Genomic DNA, 20,194 nt, shown 5'->3' on the forward strand with positions numbered 1-20,194 from the left:
AAAAAGATGAATTTACAACCTCAGTTTTCAATTAAAGCAAATGGCAATGAGGTGGCAGAGCGGCTACGAGACCGAATGGTCGAGGTGCGTGTAAGTTTGAAAACGGGGTTGCAAAGTGATGCATGCTACGTACGATTTGATAACCTCGGAACAGCACCAATACAAAACCCTAAGCCGACCGATATTGTTGAAATTGCCATGGGATATAAAAATGGTGCGGCCGATAAAGCGGCCAAACTTATTCCTTTAGGATCATTTGAAGTGGGGGAATATAGCGTATCAGGGCCGATTCGTTCACTTGAGTTGTTTGGCAATAAAGTGCTCTGGCAGACAGGGTTGAAAGCACCAAAGCAAAAATCGTGGCCTGCTGATCCTAATACGCCACAAAAGCTTGGGGATCTCGTCTCCGATATTGCCTCGGAACATGGCTTAGACCCAAAGGTTGGTGCGCAGTTTAGTACCATAGAGTTACCGCATATTGAACAAAGTGAAAGTGATTTACAGCTATTAAGTAAATTGGCTGAGCAGTACGATGCTATTTTGAAAATTGCCCAAGATAAATTGATATTTATGGGCAGAGGGACGGGAAAATCGTTATCAGGAAAGCCGTTAAAAGAAGTGGATATTGACGTAAGCCAGATACTATCTTGGCATTTTACGGAAGATGCCTATCGTGCTGTTGGGGAAGTTAAAGCCTATTTTTATGATATGAATGAGGCGATGCGCAAACCAGTAACAGCTGGGAGCGGTCAGCCTGCAATCGTATTGCCCTATGTATACGCCAATAAAGCATATGCAACACAAGCAGCGATGGCTAAACATGGAAGACTTAATCGCGCAGCTAAGTCAATTAGAGCCAAGGTGATAGGGGCTCCTGCCATTGGCGCAGGTGCGGTGGTGAATATACTCAACACTGACACATTGGCAGATGGTAAATGGTATGTCAGTGAGGTCGATCACATCATCAATAGTGAAGGGTTCGCATCTTATTTATTGTGCGAGCAAGTTCGTCGCTAATCAGCTCTGCTGGACTCTACAGAATAAATCCCGTGCTAACTGAATATATTTAGTTAACCTCAGGTTTGGATAAGGGTTTTGGAATAGAAAATGTTTTGAAAACAAACTTACGTCCAATCCAAGGATGATATTTTGTTCAATATCAAGGCGCTTTTATACAGTAATAGCGGGCTATGACAAATGAAAGCAACGCCGAGAGTGAGAAAAATAGCTTCATTGGGCAAATTCGCTTATCCAGAGCTGAGGTTAGTTAGCACGGCTTTGGGCAAGTATTAGTTTGCATGTTCACTAACTATTAATTTTTAACTGTTTTTTTATGCAAAAAACAACCGGGTAGGTTGCTAAAAATCACTCTTTTTAGGCCAACAAGCCCTCATAAATTACTCAACAGCAAAAAGGCTGAACGCAATGTTAAGCATTTTTTGTATCTAAATTATGATGCTTTATGACATTTTTTGTAAAGCAAATAACCTTCTTCTATAACCCTACCTAGACACTCCTTTCTCCATATGGGCTATCCTCGCTTGCAAAAGCGGGCTCTGGCCTCCTTCCTACATTTTTGTATCTCGTGCTGTGAGAGTTAATATGTTCAGCGCAAAATTATGTACCTAGTAATTATGTACTTAATAACTGCGTACTTAATAATTATGCGCTTAATAATACAGCCACACCAAAGAACGCGAATACCCCGCCTATAATCATATTTCGAGTGATCACTTCTTTTTTTATCAAAGCCAATGTCATGACCATTAACGGTGCGGTGGCTAGCAGAGTTTGCGCGATAGCTGGGTCGGTATATTTGACCGCACCAAGTTGTAACCATAGGCCGATAAAAGTGCCAAAGAATACCGCAACGATCAGCCATTTCTTATTACTGATCCCGCTCAGCTTCACAGCTTGATTAATGCTGTGATCCTTCAAAAATACAACCAGCATAGCAACTGTCATGGTGCCTGAAAATAAACGGATCATAGCTGCCCATAAACTGCTCGTTGCCTCATCTGCCATTCCTGCCTTAGACATGACCATTCCGGCTGCTTGACACGCGGCTGCCAGTAGCGCAAAGCACACCCCAATTTTGTATTTTTTCTTATCAAGAGGAGGCAATTTTATACGTGGTTTAATCGCTAAGATGACGCCTATTGTGGTAACAATAATACCGGTCCATGCCATGGCATTTAAATAGGTGCCTAGTATTAAAATGTTGAGTATGCCAGTGATGGCGGGTGCCATAGATTCAATCACTAATGTTCTTGCTGGACCTATATTTCTCAGGGCTGCAAAATACGCACTATCTCCCACTGCAATTCCAATTACGCCACTGGCAACTAACCATATCCATGCATTTATTTCACTGGGTATGGCACTATCTTGCAGTAGCACTAGGCTAATACACATCATGGTGCAGGCCATTACGCCTTTACTTATGTTTAATTCTAGCGGTGATAAAGAGTGACTAAAACGCTTGTAGATGACTGTTGAACTTGCCCATACCATTGCAGCACTGATAGCTGCAATTTCTCCTAATCCCACACCCAACATCTGTTGTCCTTATATTTACTGAATTGTTTGTCATTTTTTTGATTATTACAACTTCAGGCAAAGAAACAATCAAATAAAGTATAAATGTTTAGACGTCTGTACATCTAGAGGTTGAAATTTCTGTGGTTGTGGTCATAATAACAAGGTATCTTAAACTCAGGAGAAGCGTGTGCCGATCACCGTCAAAGACGAATTACCTGCTATTGTGCAATTGCGTCAAGAAAACGTGTTTGTAATGCCAAAAAGTCGTGCGAAGTCGCAAGAAATTAGACCTATGCGGTTGGCAATTCTAAACTTGATGCCTAACAAGGTAGAAACCGAAGTACAGTTTATTCGTTTATTGGCCAACTCTCCTTTACAAGTCAATGTTGACCTATTGCGTTTAGATACGCACCGAAGCTCTGAAAACTCAGAGCAACACCTAGATATGTTTTATCGTTATTTTTCAGATGTGAAGAATCAAAATTATGATGCTTTAATTGTGACTGGTGCACCCCTCGCGCATCTTGAATATGAAGACGTAACGTATTGGAATGAACTACAAGTATTTTTTGATTGGGCTGAAGGTCATGTGACATCGACGTTGTTCTCGTGTTGGGCAGCTCATGCAGGGTTATTTCATCATCATGGTTTAAAGCGAGTGCTGAAAAAGAATAAACTCTGTGGGGTGTTTAAACATCGTTGTTATTTTGAACATGGTGCGTTGACCCGAGGTTTTGACGATGAGTTTGTCGTACCACACTCACGGTATGGCCACATAGATGAAGAGAAAATACGCCAAACTGAGGATCTCATTACGTTGGCTGGTTCAGAAAGGGTTGGTGCGTATTTGGTTAAAAACCAATCTGGAAGTCAAGTGTACTTAACGGGTCATCCTGAGTATGATGCAGATACACTGCAAAAAGAATATAGGCGTGACCTCGAAAAAGGCCCTGATGCCGCAATGCCTGAAGGATATTTTCCAGATAACAATGCAGATAAAACACCTTCAAAAACGTGGCAAAGCCATGCCTTTTTGTTATTCTCAAATTGGTTAAACTACTATGTTTACCAAACCACACCGTATGATATTAATCTCGTTAGCCAAGATGTAAGGACTAACAACTATGCCGAATAATTTACCGCAGAATAAAAGTATCGCTTTAGCCGAGGCGATGAAAAATCGTATTTTGATCCTTGATGGTGCAATGGGGACCATGATCCAAGAATTCAAATTTGAGGAACAAGACTATCGTGGTGAGCGCTTTAAAGATTGGCATGTGTTGATCAAAGGTAATAACGATTTATTAAGCCTGACTAAGCCAAATGTGATCAGAGATATACACAGCCAGTTTTTAGCTGCTGGTGCAGATATTATTGAAACCAATACATTTAATGCCACGACTATTTCGATGGATGATTACGAGATGGCAAGTCTTAGTCGTGAAATTAATATAGAGTCGGCTAAATTGGCAAGAGCGGTGTGTGATGAGTTTACAGCACAAAACCCCAATAAACCGCGTTATGTTGCAGGTGTACTAGGGCCGACTTCAAAAACATGTTCAATTTCACCAGACGTTAACGATCCGGGTTATCGTAATATCACCTTTGACAAATTAGTTGCAGCGTATGTCGAGTCAACGCTCGCCCTTATTGAAGGTGGGGCAGATCTCATATTAATAGAAACTATTTTTGATACGCTCAATGCAAAAGCGGCATCATACGCGGTAGAAGAAGCGTTTGAACAAGCGGACGTAACCTTACCTGTTATGATATCAGGCACTATCACAGATGCATCAGGGCGTACTTTATCTGGCCAAACAACGGAAGCATTTTACAACTCTATTCGCCATATTAAGCCCATTTCAATTGGCTTAAATTGCGCGTTAGGACCCGATCTATTACGTCAGTATGTTGTCGAGTTATCGCGAGTGTGTGAGACATTTACATCGGTTCACCCGAATGCCGGTTTGCCCAATGAATTTGGTGAGTATGATTTAGAAGCAGATGAGATGGCGAAAGAAATTATTGATTGGGGAAAGGAAGGTTACATTAATATTGTTGGCGGATGTTGTGGCACCACACCTGCGCATATCAAAGCCTTTGCTGATGGTCTCGAGCATGTAGCTCCGCGGCCATTACCAGAGTTAGACGTGCGTATGCGTTTGGCTGGTCTTGAAGCCTGTAATCTGAATTAGGAAGTCGTCAATGAGTCAAGCTACAGCAGTATTTACTAACGTTGGTGAGCGTACAAATGTCACTGGTTCTGCGCGTTTTAAACGTCTTATATTAGAAGAAGATTATGAAACCGCTTTGAGCGTTGCCCGTGAACAGGTTGAAAGTGGTGCCCAAGTCATTGATATTAACATGGACGAAGCCATGTTGGACTCAAAAGCGGCGATGGTGAAGTTTTTAAATTTAATTGCTTCTGAACCTGATATATCTCGAGTACCAATTATGGTTGATTCGTCAAAATGGGACGTAATCGAAGCAGGTTTAAAGTGTATTCAAGGTAAGGCTATTGTTAACTCGATCTCTTTGAAAGAAGGGGAAGCGCCATTTATTCGCCAAGCGAAGATCATTAAACGCTTTGGTGCTGCAACGGTGGTGATGGCGTTTGATGAAACAGGGCAAGCGGAAACACAAGAACGAAAGTTCGACATATGCAAGCGATCATACCGAATTTTAGTCGACCAATTAGGTTTTCCACCTGAAGACATTATTTTTGACCCGAATATTTTTGCTGTGGCAACCGGTATTGAAGAGCATGACAATTATGCGGTTGAATTTATAGAGGGCACACGTCGTATAAAACAAGGTTTACCGCATTGTAAAGTGTCAGGTGGGGTATCGAACGTCTCATTTTCGTTTCGTGGTAATAACCCCGTTCGTGAAGCAATTCATTCGGTGTTTTTATACCATGCTATCAAAGCTGGTATGGATATGGGGATTGTAAATGCAGGGCAACTTGCTGTTTATGATGATATTCCACAAGAGCTCAGAAAAGCCGTTGAAGATGTGGTACTCAATACCGATCCAGGCGCTGGTGAGCGGCTGGTGGAGCTTGCGCCTAAATATTCAGGTATGGCACAAGCTGAAAAGGTGGAAGATCTAGAATGGCGTACTTGGCCAGTTGAAAAGCGTCTCGAACATGCTTTGGTAAAAGGTATTACTAACTACATTGATGAAGACACTGAGGAATGTCGTGCCAGTATGGATAAACCCATACAAGTTATTGAAGGGCCATTAATGGATGGCATGAATGTGGTGGGGGATTTATTCGGCGCAGGTAAAATGTTTTTACCTCAAGTGGTTAAATCTGCACGGGTAATGAAACGTGCGGTAGCTTACCTAGACCCTTTCATTGATGCAGAAAAAGAAGAAGGCGCGACCAATGGTAAAATTGTCATGGCGACCGTAAAAGGCGATGTACATGATATTGGTAAGAATATTGTGGGTGTTGTTCTACAGTGCAACAACTACGAAGTCGTCGATTTAGGTGTGATGGTGCCAGCGGAAAAAATCTTGCAAACAGCCATTGATGAAAAGGCAGATGTGATTGGCCTCTCGGGATTGATCACGCCTTCGCTTGATGAAATGGTCCATGTTGCCAAAGAAATGAAACGTCGTAATTTTGAGCTACCGTTATTGATAGGCGGTGCGACAACGTCCAAAGCACATACCGCGGTTAAGATTGAGCCACAATATGACAAAGGAGTTGTGTATGTTAACAATGCCAGTCGTGCGGTGGGGGTGGTGTCAAGTCTATTGAGTAACACCCAAAAGAGCGAGTTTTTGGCTAAAACATCCTCTGAGTACGTCAAAGTACGCGAACAGCAAGCGCGTAAAAAGCCGCGTTCTAAACCTGTTACATTGCAGCGGGCACGTGATAACGCGATTCAAATTGACTGGAAAAACTATACGCCACCGGTACCGAAAAAGTTAGGTGTGACGGAGTTTCGTAACGTCAGTATCAAAACACTACGTAAGTATATCGACTGGACACCGTATTTCATGACTTGGTCATTAGCGGGCAAATACCCACGTATACTTGATGATGAAATTGTCGGGGAAGAGGCGAAGAGCTTGTTTAAAGATGCCAATGCCATGCTCGATGAGTATGAGCAAAGTGGTGCGTTACACCCTTTGGGTGTCATTGGCTTATTTCCAGCAAATCGAGTGGGCGACGACATTGAAATTTATACCGATGAAACGCGTTCTGAAGTACTTACTAAGTCGTGTCACTTGCGTCAGCAAACAGAAAAAACCGACTTTCCAAATTACTGCTTAGCTGATTATATAGCACCTAAAGGTATTGCCGATTATTACGGTGGATTTGCGGTTACAGGTGGGCTTGAAGAAGATGATTTGGCAGATGCATTTGATGCCAAACAAGATGATTACAATAAGATTATGGTAAAAGCGGTGGCTGATCGTTTGGCTGAAGCGTTTGCTGAGTATTTGCACGAGCAAGTGCGTAAAGAGTTCTGGGGATATGCACCTGATGAGAATTTAACGAATGAGGAACTAATTCGTGAAAATTATCAAGGTATACGTCCAGCACCGGGCTATCCTGCGTGCCCTGAGCACACTGAGAAAAAGAAGATTTGGCAGTTGTTAGATACGGAGCAACGTATTGGTATGCAATTAACCAGCTCTTATGCAATGTGGCCAGGAGCAGCAGTATCCGGTTGGTATTTCGCTCATCCTGAATGTAAGTATTATGCTGTTGCCAGTATCCAAAAAGATCAGGTGGAAGACTATGCTCAGCGCACCAATATGTCGCTCACCGAAGCTGAACGTTGGTTATCGCCTAACTTGGGATACGAACCCGAATAAAGTTTTTTGACTGCGCATGACAATGCGTGATGTGCAGTCTGTATTCTATCTGTTTTTAGTTTGATATTTTTCCTCCTACCCAGCTGATATTCAATAATAAATTATATCCATTACCCCCCTTTTTAAATAATGTTTCTATTAGGTTAACCAAAAAAGATTTATTCTTGTATAATTAAGTGTCTAGAATATTTTTTCTTGTTTTTGTTTATTGGAAGTGTAAATGAAGTGGTGCCTATTTTTCCTATTCTCGTCTTTTTATGTTCAGGCCCAAGCACCTTTGGTGGTTGATATTATTAGTAGTGAAAACTTTAGTTTACGATATGAAGAGTTTTTAGACGGTCGTTCTGTATTAGACGTTGAAGACTTTCATCCATCAACAAAAGGGTCTCATATTGAGATCATTGAAATGGTTCTGTTGCAGCAAGCGCTTCACCTTGGAGGTGAACAACGAAAGGTGATCTTTAACCCAAAACCGTCAGTTAATATCATAGAGTTTTCGGACCTTATCGCCGGTGAGAGCTTAGTACTTGCACGCTCGACGTGGCATGAAGATCTACTCGATTACAAAGGTTCCTTGTTTGTGAGTGAACCTCTAGTTGAGTATGGCGAGTACGAAGCGGGTTTTTATGTTGCAAAGCGCAATATTGCATTGCATAACATGCCAGCAGAACGATTAAATCAGTTAACAGTGGTGGCCAATCCTCGGTGGAAAGTTGACTGGCGCGCGTTAAATAATACAGACGTTAATATTGTTAGCTTTATAGGCCCTTGGGAGACCATGCTGGAAATGGTAGAAACAGAAATTGTTGATGCTATGCTGGTTAATTTCAGTGTCAGTCAGTCATTGGTGTTAAATTTTGAAGGGCGGGAATATGTGCCAATTAATGAATTGAAACTATTTCTTCCAGATTCACGCCATTTTGTTGTCAGTAAACGCCACCCAGATGGGAAACGAGTATTTGCAGCCTTGAATAAAGGGTTGGCAATTTTAAAAGAGCGCGGTATTTTAAGGAAAGCACTGACTGAGTCAGGCTTTATTAATGAAAAAGTAGCGCCTTGGCATATGGTAAATGAAGCGATGTTAATGCGAGGCATACAATGAGCTGGCTTAAAGGCTGTTGGTGCTATTGTATGTTGCTCATTGCTTATGAAGCACATAGTGCAGATACGGTTACCCAACAAAAACAAACAATCAGTGCGGCTTTTGAGCAACTAAAATTTCAGATGAAAAGTGGTTATGAGTTAAGCTCCTTACCGCAATTAAGGGTGATCAGAAGTCAAGCAGCGCATTACGCTCAGCGTGAAATAGTTATTCATACGATATTGATTGAAGCCAGTATTCGTCAGCACTTTGGTGATTATAAACATAGTTTATCAATGCATTACGAAGCACTGGATATGGCTGAGCAATTAAATAACCCTCGTATTATGGTCAAAACACTGCTTGCGGTTATCGACTTAGAGTTAGACTTAGAACGATTTGACCATGCAGCACGGTATATTAACCGAGTGGTACAAATTGGGAACAGTTTACAATCTGGGGATGAGTTGTTGGTGCACATTAAATTGTGGCAAGCAAGAACGCATCTTGAGCGTGGAAGTTTTCGTCAAGCACAACACGAATTAGATTTAGGACGAAAACTTCCTCTAGAAGATAAGCGTTTATCAGCAGAGTTATTATTGACCGAAGCGCAAGTGGCGTTAAAACTTGGTGATTATTTATTGAGTCAAACGCTACTGAGTGAATTTTCTGCCAAATATATGCTGGTGGCAGATACAAAAGCAAAGCTGAATTACCAACTTGCTTTGGCAGCAAGTACCTTACAGGCAGGTATGTTTACAGAAGCTATCACACTGGCTATGACTGGGCTTGATCAAACGTTTCATACACGATACTTAGAAGAACAGTCAAGTTTGCAGCGGCTATTGGCCAGTGCTTTTGCGCAAGTGGGAAATTATCAACAAGCTCACCTATATTTAAAACGTTATTCACTGACCGAACGTGCACTTGACCAACAAAAACGGAACAACAAAGTACTTCAGCTTGAAGCACAATATGCGTTGGCACATCAACAACAGCAAGTGAGCCTACTGGAAAAAGATAACACATTAAAAGCGCAACAAATTGTTCAGCACAGACAGGTATTAGAAAACTCTAAGTTGACTCAGCAGCGTTGGTTATTGATTGGGGTGTTGTGTGCTGCTGCCATCGTGTTTGTTTATTGGCGCTGGCAAAATATTCGTTATACAACTCGTTTAGAAACGCAAGTAGCACAACGCACAGCAGAATTGAAAGAGCGTAATGAACGTCTGCAAGCATTGAGCTTTACCGATAGTTTAACGGGACTAAATAATAGACATTATTTTTTCAGCACCATTGATAGTCAGATAAATGCACTAAAGCCTAAGCATGACATTATATTTTGTATGATAGACATAGATCATTTCAAAAGGATTAATGACACTTATGGTCATGCAGCGGGTGATTTAGTGCTGCAAAGCTTTGCTGATATATTGAAACAATGCACCCGAAGTAGTGACTTATTAGTAAGGTGGGGCGGAGAGGAGTTTTTACTGGTTATGCCGGATATGTCGACCCGCGATGCACAAGAGGTGGTTGAGCGAATACGACAACAGGTCGAGCGCTTTCCGTTTATTGTTAATGGTGAAACTGTACAATGTACTTGTTCAATTGGATTTGCACCTTACCCGTTAATGACAGGTGAATTTAAGCAAGCATCATGGGAGCAGGTATTAGAGTTGGCCGACAGTGGCTTATACTTGGCCAAAGAAGTAAATAGAAACACATGGATAGGGCTAGACTCTGTCTCCGCCTCAGAGCCGATTGATTTTGACTATTTATTGAAAAACTACAAAGAACAAGTCAGGCTGGGGAGTATTGTTATATCAAGTAGTTATGAAGGGTTGCAAGTGCCTGTTTGATTTCTACCTAAGGTGATAACGAGGCCATTCAATTGGGCCTTCTAAAGAGTGCTAATTACTTATCTTAACGTGTTAATATAGCGCTAAAATGTTTTTTCAGAGTATGTTGTGTTACCCATCGAATCGGTTTATAACTCCCTTATTGATACATTAAAATTACATAGCTGTGTGCTGCTACAAGCGCCACCAGGGGCTGGTAAGTCAACTTGGCTGCCATTAAAAATGGTCAGAGATGGGCACTTCAAACATATTATTATGCTGGAACCAAGAAGGCTAGCAGCGAGAAATATCGCTAGTTTTTTAGCCAGTCAACAGCAAGAATCAATTGGGGCCAGTATAGGTTTACGAATCAGAAATGAAGTGAAGGTTTCTGCTGAGACGAGATTAGAAATAGTCACTGAGGGTGTACTGACAAGACGGCTGCAAAACGACCCGGAATTGACAGGGGTTGACCTTGTCATTTTTGACGAGTTTCATGAGCGTTCAATGGCGGCAGATACTGCACTGGCCTTAGCTTTGGAAACGCAAGCCGCATTTCGTGAGGATTTAAAACTATTGGTAATGTCAGCGACGCTAGACACACACAGGTATCAAGCATTTTTAGAATGTCCTCTTGTTGTGTGCGAAGGTCGCAGTTTTCCTGTTGATACGATTTATACCTCGCTGGCAAATGAGACGCGATGGTTAGATGCGATTGCCCCCCTTATTCGTCAAGCGTTGCATGAGCAAGACGGGAGTGTGTTGGTTTTTTTACCGGGGCAAAAAGAAATTACGCACGTGGCTCAATCTTTAGCAGGTTACGAATTGTCCGATACTGAGGTGGCTCCGTTATATGGTAATCAAGATAAACGCCTTCAGCAGGCTGCGATCGCCCCAGCCAAAACGGGTTATCGAAAAGTGGTTTTAACAACGAATGTGGCGGAAACATCTTTAACCATTGAAGGTATCAGAGTTGTTATTGACAGTGGAAAGCGTAAAGTTGCACAGTTTAATTTAAAAAGCGGTGTGACAGAACTGGTAACGGCCTCCATATCAAGATCATCTGCGGTGCAACGAGCTGGACGGGCAGGGCGAATAGAAGCTGGGGTTGTGTATCGTTTGGGAAGCCGTGACCAATTTGAACGTAGAGAGGGACACGACACGCCCGAAATTTTAAGCTCAGACATAAGTAGTTTACTATTAGAGGCTAAAGTCTGGGGCAGTGACATTCGTGCTTTACCACTACTTGACCATCCTAGTGAGATACAAATTCAGCAGGCTACTCAGTTATTAAAAATGCTGGAAATTCTCGACAACAATGAGAAACTCACCACGCTAGGCCACAAAGTTTATCAATTTGGTACAGAGCCGCGGTTAGCCCATATGCTAGTAAAAGCACAGCAATTAGAAACTGAATATTCGGGAATTAGTACGTTAGCATGCTACCTTGTGGCCTTGATAGAAAGCCGAATAACGAGTAGCCCTGAACTTAGGGTTGCCTTACAAGCACAGTTTGAAAGGCCGACTAAGCTTTTTAGTCAGCAGTTGATGCCGTGGTTAAAACGATTGAGATTAACTAAACCGCACGTGTTGGCGACTGAGCACTTGGATATTACCATTGCATTAGCATTCCCTGATAGGTTAGCAAAAAGGCGAGGACAAGGTTTTGTATTGGCTAATGGCGCTGGCGTTAATAGCCATGAAAGTCATTGGTTAGGCAGTGATTATATTGCTATTGCATCGTTAGGCGGTCATAAAGGGCAAAGAATATTTAATGCCACAGATGTATCTATTGAACAACTCTTACAGGCATTACCATATTTATTCACAAAACAGAGCGTGTGTGAGTTTGATGAAAAGAAAGAACGGTTTTTACATGAAGACCGTACGCTCATTGGCAACTTGGTTATTGAAGCAACCCCAAGTAGTCAAAAAATTGATGTGGCTGCGCGTACTCAAGCTTGGCTCATGCTTATCGAAAAGTATGGATTAAAGTTATTTAAAGATTATGACACAGTGTTACCGCTATTAACCCGTATGACATTAGCGCAACGATATAGTCCATTGGAATTCGTAGAGCTTGATGAACAGAGTTTGCTTAATAATATTGCTACGTGGCTTGCACCCTATTTGAGTGATATTAAGCAATTACCACAGCTGAAAAAACTTGCCCTAAAAGAAGCGGTTTTGAGTCAGTTAGATTGGCAACAACAGCAACGGCTAGATGCGCTACTGCCAAAAAAAATCACTGTACCAAGTGGCTCCAATATTACCATTGATTATCAAATTGACGGGCCGGCAAAGTTATCTGTGCGTATGCAGGAAGTATATGGTTTAGTTGAGACGCCAAAGTTGTGTAATGGCCAATTACCTTTGCTGATGGAGTTATTGTCACCAGCACGCAGGCCTCTGCAGTTAACCCAAGATTTAAGACACTTTTGGCAATCGAGTTATAAAGACGTACAAAAAGAGATGAAGGGCAGATACCCTAAGCATTTTTGGCCGGATGATCCTGCAAACGCTCAGGCAACCAATAGAGTAAAGAGTCGGATGTAATATCCCCTTCGACTCTTTTTAACATGGATCATTGAGCTTGAAATTTAAGGCGCGTGATTATGGAGTAAATTAAATTTGAATAGGTTCTGTTAGCTCTTTGGTTTTATGCCAATATAAACACGAGCATAGTATCTAAATATTCATAGATACTATGCTCGTGTTAAAATTCGCTGAGTAACATGTATAGGTGTGCCGCACTCCATGAGAAATTGGGGGCACCTTGTTGTTTGCCGTTTAAAGGGTGGTAGTTTTCTCTAATGGGGCCATCTTGCTGTAAACCATCAGCGTGCTCAATAAACCGATTTATTAATGCTCTTGCATCTTCCTTGTAGCCATAATGAGTGAGTCCTTTCACCCCAAAATAGAGTTGATCTAACCAAACTCTTCCTCGCCAGTAAATGTTCGGACCAAAAGCGGGGTTAGTCAGTGCCGCGGTGCCTAATGGAATATAGGTATTAAACTCTTGTGGATTGAGCATTACAGCTCTAACTTGTTTCGCCATATCGTCGGTGGCTATTTGATTAAATAGTGGCGACCAACCTTCAGGGCCTTTTCCTCGCTTGGTGAGCGCATAGCCTGCACAGCCATTGGCTAATGGTTTGGCTTCAATTGAAATGTCATAGTAAAATCCAGACTGAGTGTCAAACATGCATCGATTAACGTATCGGCTTATTATTGCGGCACTTTTCTCAAATGTGACTGCCTCGTTAGGTTGATTTAATATTCGGGCAATTTTTGCTAAATAACGTGCGTCAGAGACCATATAGCTAGCTTGGTCAACTGACTCTTGTAGTAAAGAGTACCCAGTAAGCAGCCCTTGCGTATTGTAATTTTCGGCAAATTTTACCTGCCAGTCAGATATGCTTCCGCCTTGTTTTATATATTTATTTAATTGTACCGAGTTGATGTAGCCAAAATTGGCGGCATGATCTCTACCTGATTCCCACGATGCGGCGGTTTGCGCGGGTGACGTGAGCCTGATATTGGCTTTAAGTAATGAGTTGTATAAATCTAATCCGTAAAAGGTACGCTCATTAAATTTGAATTTAAAACCATGAACTTTATGTGTATGCGCCGCATCGAGTGTGGCACCATATTCAGGAATACCATTTTTATTATGATCACGATTGTTTAACCACCATGATCTATAGGCTTTTAACTTTGGGTAAAGGCTAGTAAGCCACTGTTTATCCTTGGTATGTTGATAGGTCTTATACACGGCCCATGAAGCTAAGCTTGGTTTGGTATTCCTCTCGTTCCAGTTGCCTCCATCACCGCCACGTTCAGCACTTTTATTGTATGCAATGAGATCGGGGATAAAGCCTACATCATTGCTTCTGATTGGATCATTCTCTGTGATTTGATATTCAAATACCGCGTTGATATTCGATTTAGCAATATCAGGTGCGAATTGACTCATTGCATAAGCTTGCTTCCATGAGTCCCAAGGCCATGTCAGGTTGCCTGAAAACCAACGAGCTGTAACGGATGGAGTCACAGTATCAAATGAGAGAGCCCCCGCGGCTGAACGCCAATTACCAATTAAGGTTTCAATACTTTTAGTCATGAGGCGCTGTTTGTCGACGGGGAAATTATCAGCTACTTTGAGATAGCTTTGCCAGCGTAGTTTGCTTTTTATTAAATAGGATTCTGGGTCAGCAAAAAGCTGTTGGTTAAATTGCTGAATTTGCTGTTCTTCATCAGTATTTAAGACGTGGCTATAGGTAGTATAAAATGTTGTGTCGCTTGCTATATTGGCTGTGCTGTTAAAGCCAACAGGAGATATACGGGTGGTGGTCGCAATGGTTTTTTGTGTGACATAAGCGGATGTACCTGAGGTAAGCAGGTCCCATTTAGCTCTTACTTTTCCAAATCGGATGGTAATCGTATTATCATCCGATTCGAACTTTGGCTGATATGTTGGAAATCGGGCACTTATGGTATTTTCTTGATCGTATGCGGCCAACAGCTGCCCTTCAAAGTGCAACGTTAAAGGAGTAAGTGTCTTGATCTCGGTTTTGACCATTGAGGTGCGAGGGCCAACAAATCTGAGTGTTAAAGTGACCTCTACATTTTCGCTTTTGTTTGATAAGGTTTGCACCAAAACACCTGGGTGAGTAGATACTTTGCCCTGCAAAGGAACTCGGACGCCATTTTTAAAAATACTTAGTTTATCAAAGCGCTTGGCGATATAGTGTAGGTACTCTTCTGTAATTAAGGCGTGGCCAGTGAAGCCGCCAAGCTCATTATCGTTAATAGGCAATAAGTGACCATGCCAAGCTCCGGCATCAAATAGCGGATTGTATGGACTATGGCCATAGTCATCCGTGGGGTGCATATAATTGGGCTCTCCCTGACGATTTATGACATTTTCAAATGCGATGGCATTTTTGGGATAAACAGCCAGTAAATAGAAAAAGAGACAGAGTATAACGCGCATAAATATCCTTTTTCGGATATTGTATCCAATAATGAGTGGTATTTATAGTCAATTTTTAATTTAGGAGCAGGGCTCATATGCGCAAAGTATGAGCAATTTACAAGAGGCGATAGATTATTTAAGCGCGTTAGCCACTTCGGCAATTTTTTGCCTTAACCATACATGACTGGCATCTCGGTGCAGTAACGGGCTCCAGATCATATCTAGTTCAAATGGTGGAATTGGAAAGGGCGCTTCTAATATGGCTAACCCAGGATCATCTCTATAAATATTGGCTGCTTTAGATGGCAAAGTTGCTACTAGGTTTTGCTCTTTAGCCAAATGAATCGCGACATGGTAATTTCGTGTGAACGTAGCAATATTTCGATGCTTACCAAAATGGGCAAGGGCTTCATCTACCCAGCCAAGCTTTTGAACATCCTCTGGGTCCATCCCTACACCAACCCCAAATCCCGTTTTACTCACCCATATATGGCGTGCTTTTAAATAAGCGTCGAGACTAAACTGTTCGATGATCGGGTTATCTGATTTAACTAAACAACAAAAACTATCCTTCCAGATCCGTTTATGATGGAATGATTGAGGTAAGTTTTCAAAGCGATTGATTGCCATATCGACTTTACCGTTTTCAACATCGTGAAAAGTGACATCGCTAGGCGTTAAAATATCTAAAGTGGTTTCTGGGGCTTCTTCATGGAGCTTATTCAGTAATTTTGGTGCCAAAGTACTTGCCGCATAATCACTGGCCATGATGCGAAAAACGCGTTTGCTTTGCCCAGCTTCAAATTCTCGGTTTGGCGCGAGTGTTTCTTCTAAAGTCATCAGGATTCCGCGTACCACGGGTTGTAACTCTAATGCTCTTTCAGTTGGCACCATACCTTCACTAGTACGAACTAAAATAGGGTCGTTAAACAATGTTCGAAGGCGCTTTAGCCCATTACTCATTGCAGGTTGCGTAATGCTGAGTTGGTTGGCAGCCCGTGTAACATTACACTCTCGTAGTAACGTGTCTAAATATACTAGTAAGTTAAGATCTATTTTACTTATGTTCACGACGTTCCTTTATTTTTGTTTGTTCTAAATGAGCGAATCGTTGTTGTTGAGGATATGGGTAGATTTGTTTATTTACTTTATTAATGACATCTCGCTGTGCTTGTAACCAGTAGGAAACGGTTAATAACTCTGGATGAGCATCTTTAAAGATAGCTTTGAGTTTAGGGTTTGTTAGCACAAATGTATATAGTTGTTCTGGGAATACGTCTTGAGGGGCGATAGATTGCTCATCCATACCCGAATATAAATCATCTAGTGAAGTTTTTGGCATAGCTCGAAAATTCATGTCGGTTAAATACTGAACCTCATCATAATCATAAAAAACAATTCGCATGTGTTTTGTTACCCCGAAATTTTTCAATAACATATCTCCAGGGAAAATGTTTGCGTGGAGCATTTCTTTAAGGGCTTGTCCATAATCAATCATTGCGTGATGAACTTGTTGCTCACTGGCGTTATTGAGGTACAAATTAAGAGGCGTCATACGTCGTTCAATATATAAGTGTTTTATCACGACATAGTCGTCTTCGACTTGCATACTGGTTGAGATGGTTGCCATAAGTTGCGTTAAAAGTGTTGCTGAAATGCGTTCCTTAGGGATCACCACATTGGAGTATTCATGGGTATCGGCCATACGGCCAACACGGTCGTGATTTTTAACTAATTGATAGCGCTTGAGTACGGTATCTCTGCCAAAAGGCTTACTCTCTGAGAAGGTATCTTTTATGACTTTAAATACATACGGGAAGTTCGGGAGCGTAAACACCATCATTACCATGCCCAAAGTACCGGGGGCGATGACGAACTTATCTTCACTTTGTGCTAAATAATGTAAAAATTCTCGGTAAAACTCCGTTTTTCCTTGCTTATGAAAGCCGATGGCATTGTACAGTTCGGCGGGGGTTTTGCTTGGCATGAGCTGATTTAGAAATCGCATTAGCGCTGATGGAGCATGTGTTTCAACGAGGAAATAAGCGCGAGCAAAGCCAAAAATAACGCGCATTTGTGATGAGCTGGTCAGTAGTGCGTCAATATATAAACCACCTTGGCTATGATGTAATACAGCGATTATAAAAGGTTGCACACCACTGGTGGACACAACACGGCCTACGATATAGGCTGCTTTGTTACGGTAAAATGGCTTTGAAAGCATATCAAAACGCATCATGTGACCCTGATGGTGTGTGTCAGGTGCTTGTTTAATAAATGCTTTCATTAAGTTGCGAATATCTAGGTCTAAATCTCTGAAGCTACACTGAAAATCTATGTGATCGATGATACTTTTTATTGTGGGTCGTAATCCATCAACTACTGGAAAGTAACTTCGATATTCAGCCTCGATAGGAAGCGCAGGGGCATGCTGTAGCGTGGTTTCAACGAAAATAAATGTGTTATTAAAATAACGACGATGAAACAGCCGACAAAAAACAGAGTTGTAAAAGGTTTCTGCTAATTCTGCTTGTGGGTGAAACGTTAGCAAGCTTAGATATTGCTGTTTTATGTCATACCATAATGCTTCGTATAAATTAGCACAGGGTAGAGCATTTTTTAGGTGCTGTATTGTTTCGTCTACACGCTCATCATAATGACTGATCCGAGTGGTGCTTATTGATTGTATTTTATCCCAGTCTTGGCTTGCAAAAGCACTCGGGGCGTCAGAAGTGATTGACTGAAATAGCCGGTAGTGCTTTGTAAAGCCGGCTAATATCATCTGCGCTATTAAAAAGGGTTTCATACAGCTCATTAATTAAGTGGTCAGACCTGATGTTAGAGTAGCATGATTTATATGGACGGAGTCAAGTGCTTAGCATATTACTCATACCGTTTTAGTTTTTTCTCAAGTGTTGCTATTTGTTTCGAAACAACTTTTACTTCCTTTCGGTGTTTTTTATTGAGAGATTTTAATTTCTTTTTAATGTCTTTCACCGTTTCTTTGCGCTTTTTATCATCCATAATATGTCGCATACGCTCTTGTTGATCACGGGTAGCTCTATCAAGATCTCTATTTAATATGGCCACTTGGTAACGTTTAGCACGTAATGACTTTTTCAAATTACGTACAACTTGTTTTTTCTCAAGCTGATTTAGGGTTTTGAAATGCTGTTCAGACGGTGTCGACTTGTTGGGGTTCGAATGGGTTAGGGTGTGTTGAGTGCCATTACTACCACAAGGAAATTGGCTGTATGTAGTTCCTCTTTTTGTTACGCATTTATAATAGTTAACTACCGTCTTTGCCTGAATAGCAGTACTCAGAAAGAGTAATAATACAAAAATCATCCTAAACATAGTGCATCCTTCAGCTATCTTCATATTAAAAAGATAGCTGTTTACAGGTTAATGGCAAGTTATCAGGTTGGGGGAGGGTTAGAAAACTGTTTAAGCGTTTTTATACTTTGAATTAAAAATGGCACATTTAACTTTTGTTCAATGGCAAATCCATCGGTGCCGGAAATATGCTCGTAACTGCCATCATGCTTGATTAGGGTGATCCGATCCTTTTTAAACGCGACAAGCACACCTTGGGTAAAGTTAACGCCAACACTGGTACGACTATTAATTAAGTCCCTACCAATCATGGTGGCTTTGGCAAGCTCTGAGCATTCTAAATGAGAAGCGAGCAGAGTATACGTGATGTCTTGTAATTGTTTAAACCCATCAATCTGTTGTAGTTTTGTTACGTTTGTGAAATAGGAACTTGCGCTGATAACATCACTGTTTTTTGCTGCTAATGCAAAAGCAAAGTAAAGATGTTTGGGGTCAAATTTTACGGTGCTTTCAGAACCATTAATGATGATAAGTGAAGCATTTCCTCCCTCTTCAGCTGCCGTATCGCCTAGGTGCTTAGGAAAAATCAAACGTTTTGATGGATCCCAACTTGGATGAGCGTGTTGAGTTTGCGGGTTCCTATAATATGCAGGTAGCCCGAAAGTCAAATTAAACCGCGCATCATCGTGATTTGTCGGCTGAATTAACTGTGAAACCGCAACCAATTCATCGTGATCATTCGTGAAACTAAGCAGTTCAGCGTGTGTCTGAAAATAAACAATGTTGACCGATGCTTTTCTAGGCTGGCAATTAGGCAGCGCACGGGGGAGTTGATATTGGCTGTCATTATGATCAAATTGTATATCAGTTGCTTGCTGATATTTTTCAATATCGAGTAAGTCATGCCTGGCAAGTAATTTTTTAGCTGTAGTTGGATAAGATAGTGGTAAAACATTGTCTTGCTTAGTAATGTCAAAATACGTATTTGCATCAGCCCATATATGAATTGTATGACTCATTGCAAAGCAAGATACCAGTGCACCAGTTGCATAACGAGGAAATCGATATTGCTTTAATTTTGCAAGATTGTGCCAAGCATGATTTCCCGCAACCAGTTCCAAAGCAAAAATAATCAGTATAAATCCGCCCGCAGCCATAGTTGCAATAATTGGATGACCAATGATTGTTTTCCATAGAACACTGACAATATCAGACAATGATGAAAAATTGAGGTGATATCCGAGTTTATAATAAACAAACGCATCAAGACTCAATAAAGCTATCCCCAGAGTCGCTAAAATTGCCGCCATACCTCTAATATGTCGAGGGTATGGAAAGACCATACTCAAAGGAAAAATCGTGAGCACAAATGCACTGAACGTTATAAAGCTGGTATGGCTAACCCAAGTGATCAACATGTAGAACCAACCAAGTAAAGTCGTTGGACTTTTATCAGCGAAAAGGTAACTACTGCTGATCAGCAGGACTAATCCAATATTAGCAAAAGTGAACCAATGTCCCCAACTGAGTAACTGGCTTGCTTTTGATGAAAAAGGATTTTGAGGGGATAAATTCATTCAG

The 20,194-nt window shown here is 41.4% G+C and carries 13 protein-coding genes; 7 read left to right on the top strand and 6 right to left on the bottom strand.

The annotated features are described in order from the left end of the window. Positions 1 to 6 precede the first annotated feature (6 nt). Positions 7 to 1,017, top strand: coding sequence for a phage late control D family protein (locus tag PAUR_RS06970; RefSeq protein WP_192507068.1), 1,011 nt, complete (start codon positions 7 to 9; stop codon positions 1,015 to 1,017). Between the two features lie 645 nt (positions 1,018 to 1,662). Here the strand turns inward: PAUR_RS06970 and PAUR_RS06975 are convergent. Beyond that, positions 1,663 to 2,559: a DMT family transporter gene (locus tag PAUR_RS06975; RefSeq protein ID WP_192507069.1), complete on the bottom strand. Its 897-nt coding sequence runs from the start codon at positions 2,557 to 2,559 to the stop codon at positions 1,663 to 1,665. Between the two features lie 169 nt (positions 2,560 to 2,728). On the opposite strand from PAUR_RS06975, the gene PAUR_RS06980 reads away from it, so the two are divergent. The 6 genes from PAUR_RS06980 to hrpB all read left to right on the top strand — a co-directional run bounded on the left by PAUR_RS06980 (position 2,729) and on the right by hrpB (position 12,855). Then, positions 2,729 to 3,676 (top strand): homoserine O-succinyltransferase, encoded by a 948-nt coding sequence (locus PAUR_RS06980; RefSeq protein WP_192507070.1) that lies wholly within the window; start codon positions 2,729 to 2,731, stop codon positions 3,674 to 3,676. After that, positions 3,666 to 4,736 carry a homocysteine S-methyltransferase family protein gene (locus tag PAUR_RS06985; RefSeq protein WP_192507071.1) on the top strand — a complete coding sequence of 357 codons (1,071 nt, stop codon included), beginning with the start codon at positions 3,666 to 3,668 and terminating at the stop codon, positions 4,734 to 4,736. Before PAUR_RS06980 ends, PAUR_RS06985 begins: the two co-directional genes overlap by 11 nt. Positions 4,737 to 4,746: 10 nt before the next feature. Then, entirely contained in the window at positions 4,747 to 7,377 is a 2,631-nt protein-coding gene (gene metH, locus PAUR_RS06990; RefSeq protein ID WP_192507072.1) for a methionine synthase, read from the top strand. A 220-nt stretch (positions 7,378 to 7,597) separates the two neighbouring features. Further along, positions 7,598 to 8,479, top strand: a complete 882-nt coding sequence (locus PAUR_RS06995) for a hypothetical protein (protein ID WP_192507073.1) — start codon at positions 7,598 to 7,600, stop codon at positions 8,477 to 8,479. Further along, entirely contained in the window at positions 8,476 to 10,320 is a 1,845-nt protein-coding gene (locus tag PAUR_RS07000; protein ID WP_192507074.1) for a GGDEF domain-containing protein, read from the top strand. The genes PAUR_RS06995 and PAUR_RS07000 overlap by 4 nt, the downstream gene beginning before the upstream one ends. Positions 10,321 to 10,428: 108 nt before the next feature. After that, on the top strand, positions 10,429 to 12,855 hold the full coding sequence (gene hrpB, locus PAUR_RS07005) for an ATP-dependent helicase HrpB (protein ID WP_192507075.1): 2,427 nt from the start codon (positions 10,429 to 10,431) through the stop codon (positions 12,853 to 12,855). A gap of 160 nt (positions 12,856 to 13,015) precedes the next feature. Here hrpB and ygjK read toward each other — a convergent pair whose 3' ends face one another. From ygjK to PAUR_RS07030, 5 genes are all read right to left on the bottom strand, one after another. After that, complete coding sequence (gene ygjK, locus PAUR_RS07010) at positions 13,016 to 15,295, bottom strand: alpha-glucosidase (protein ID WP_192507076.1); 2,280 nt, start codon at positions 15,293 to 15,295, stop codon at positions 13,016 to 13,018. Positions 15,296 to 15,409: 114 nt separating this feature from the next. After that, positions 15,410 to 16,348 (bottom strand): LysR family transcriptional regulator, encoded by a 939-nt coding sequence (locus PAUR_RS07015; RefSeq protein WP_192507077.1) that lies wholly within the window; start codon positions 16,346 to 16,348, stop codon positions 15,410 to 15,412. After that, complete coding sequence (gene aceK, locus PAUR_RS07020; RefSeq protein ID WP_192507078.1) at positions 16,335 to 18,083, bottom strand: bifunctional isocitrate dehydrogenase kinase/phosphatase; 1,749 nt, start codon at positions 18,081 to 18,083, stop codon at positions 16,335 to 16,337. The genes PAUR_RS07015 and aceK overlap by 14 nt, the downstream gene beginning before the upstream one ends. A 77-nt stretch (positions 18,084 to 18,160) precedes the next feature. Further along, on the bottom strand, positions 18,161 to 18,634 hold the full coding sequence (locus PAUR_RS07025) for a DUF4124 domain-containing protein (protein ID WP_192507079.1): 474 nt from the start codon (positions 18,632 to 18,634) through the stop codon (positions 18,161 to 18,163). A 62-nt stretch (positions 18,635 to 18,696) separates the two neighbouring features. Beyond that, entirely contained in the window at positions 18,697 to 20,190 is a 1,494-nt protein-coding gene (locus tag PAUR_RS07030; RefSeq protein ID WP_192507080.1) for a DUF3413 domain-containing protein, read from the bottom strand. Between the last annotated feature and the right edge of the window lie 4 nt (positions 20,191 to 20,194).

Origin of the sequence: Pseudoalteromonas aurantia 208 (assembly GCF_014858725.1) — a bacterium.
In the GTDB taxonomy this organism is placed as follows: Bacteria; Pseudomonadota; Gammaproteobacteria; order Enterobacterales; family Alteromonadaceae; genus Pseudoalteromonas; species Pseudoalteromonas aurantia.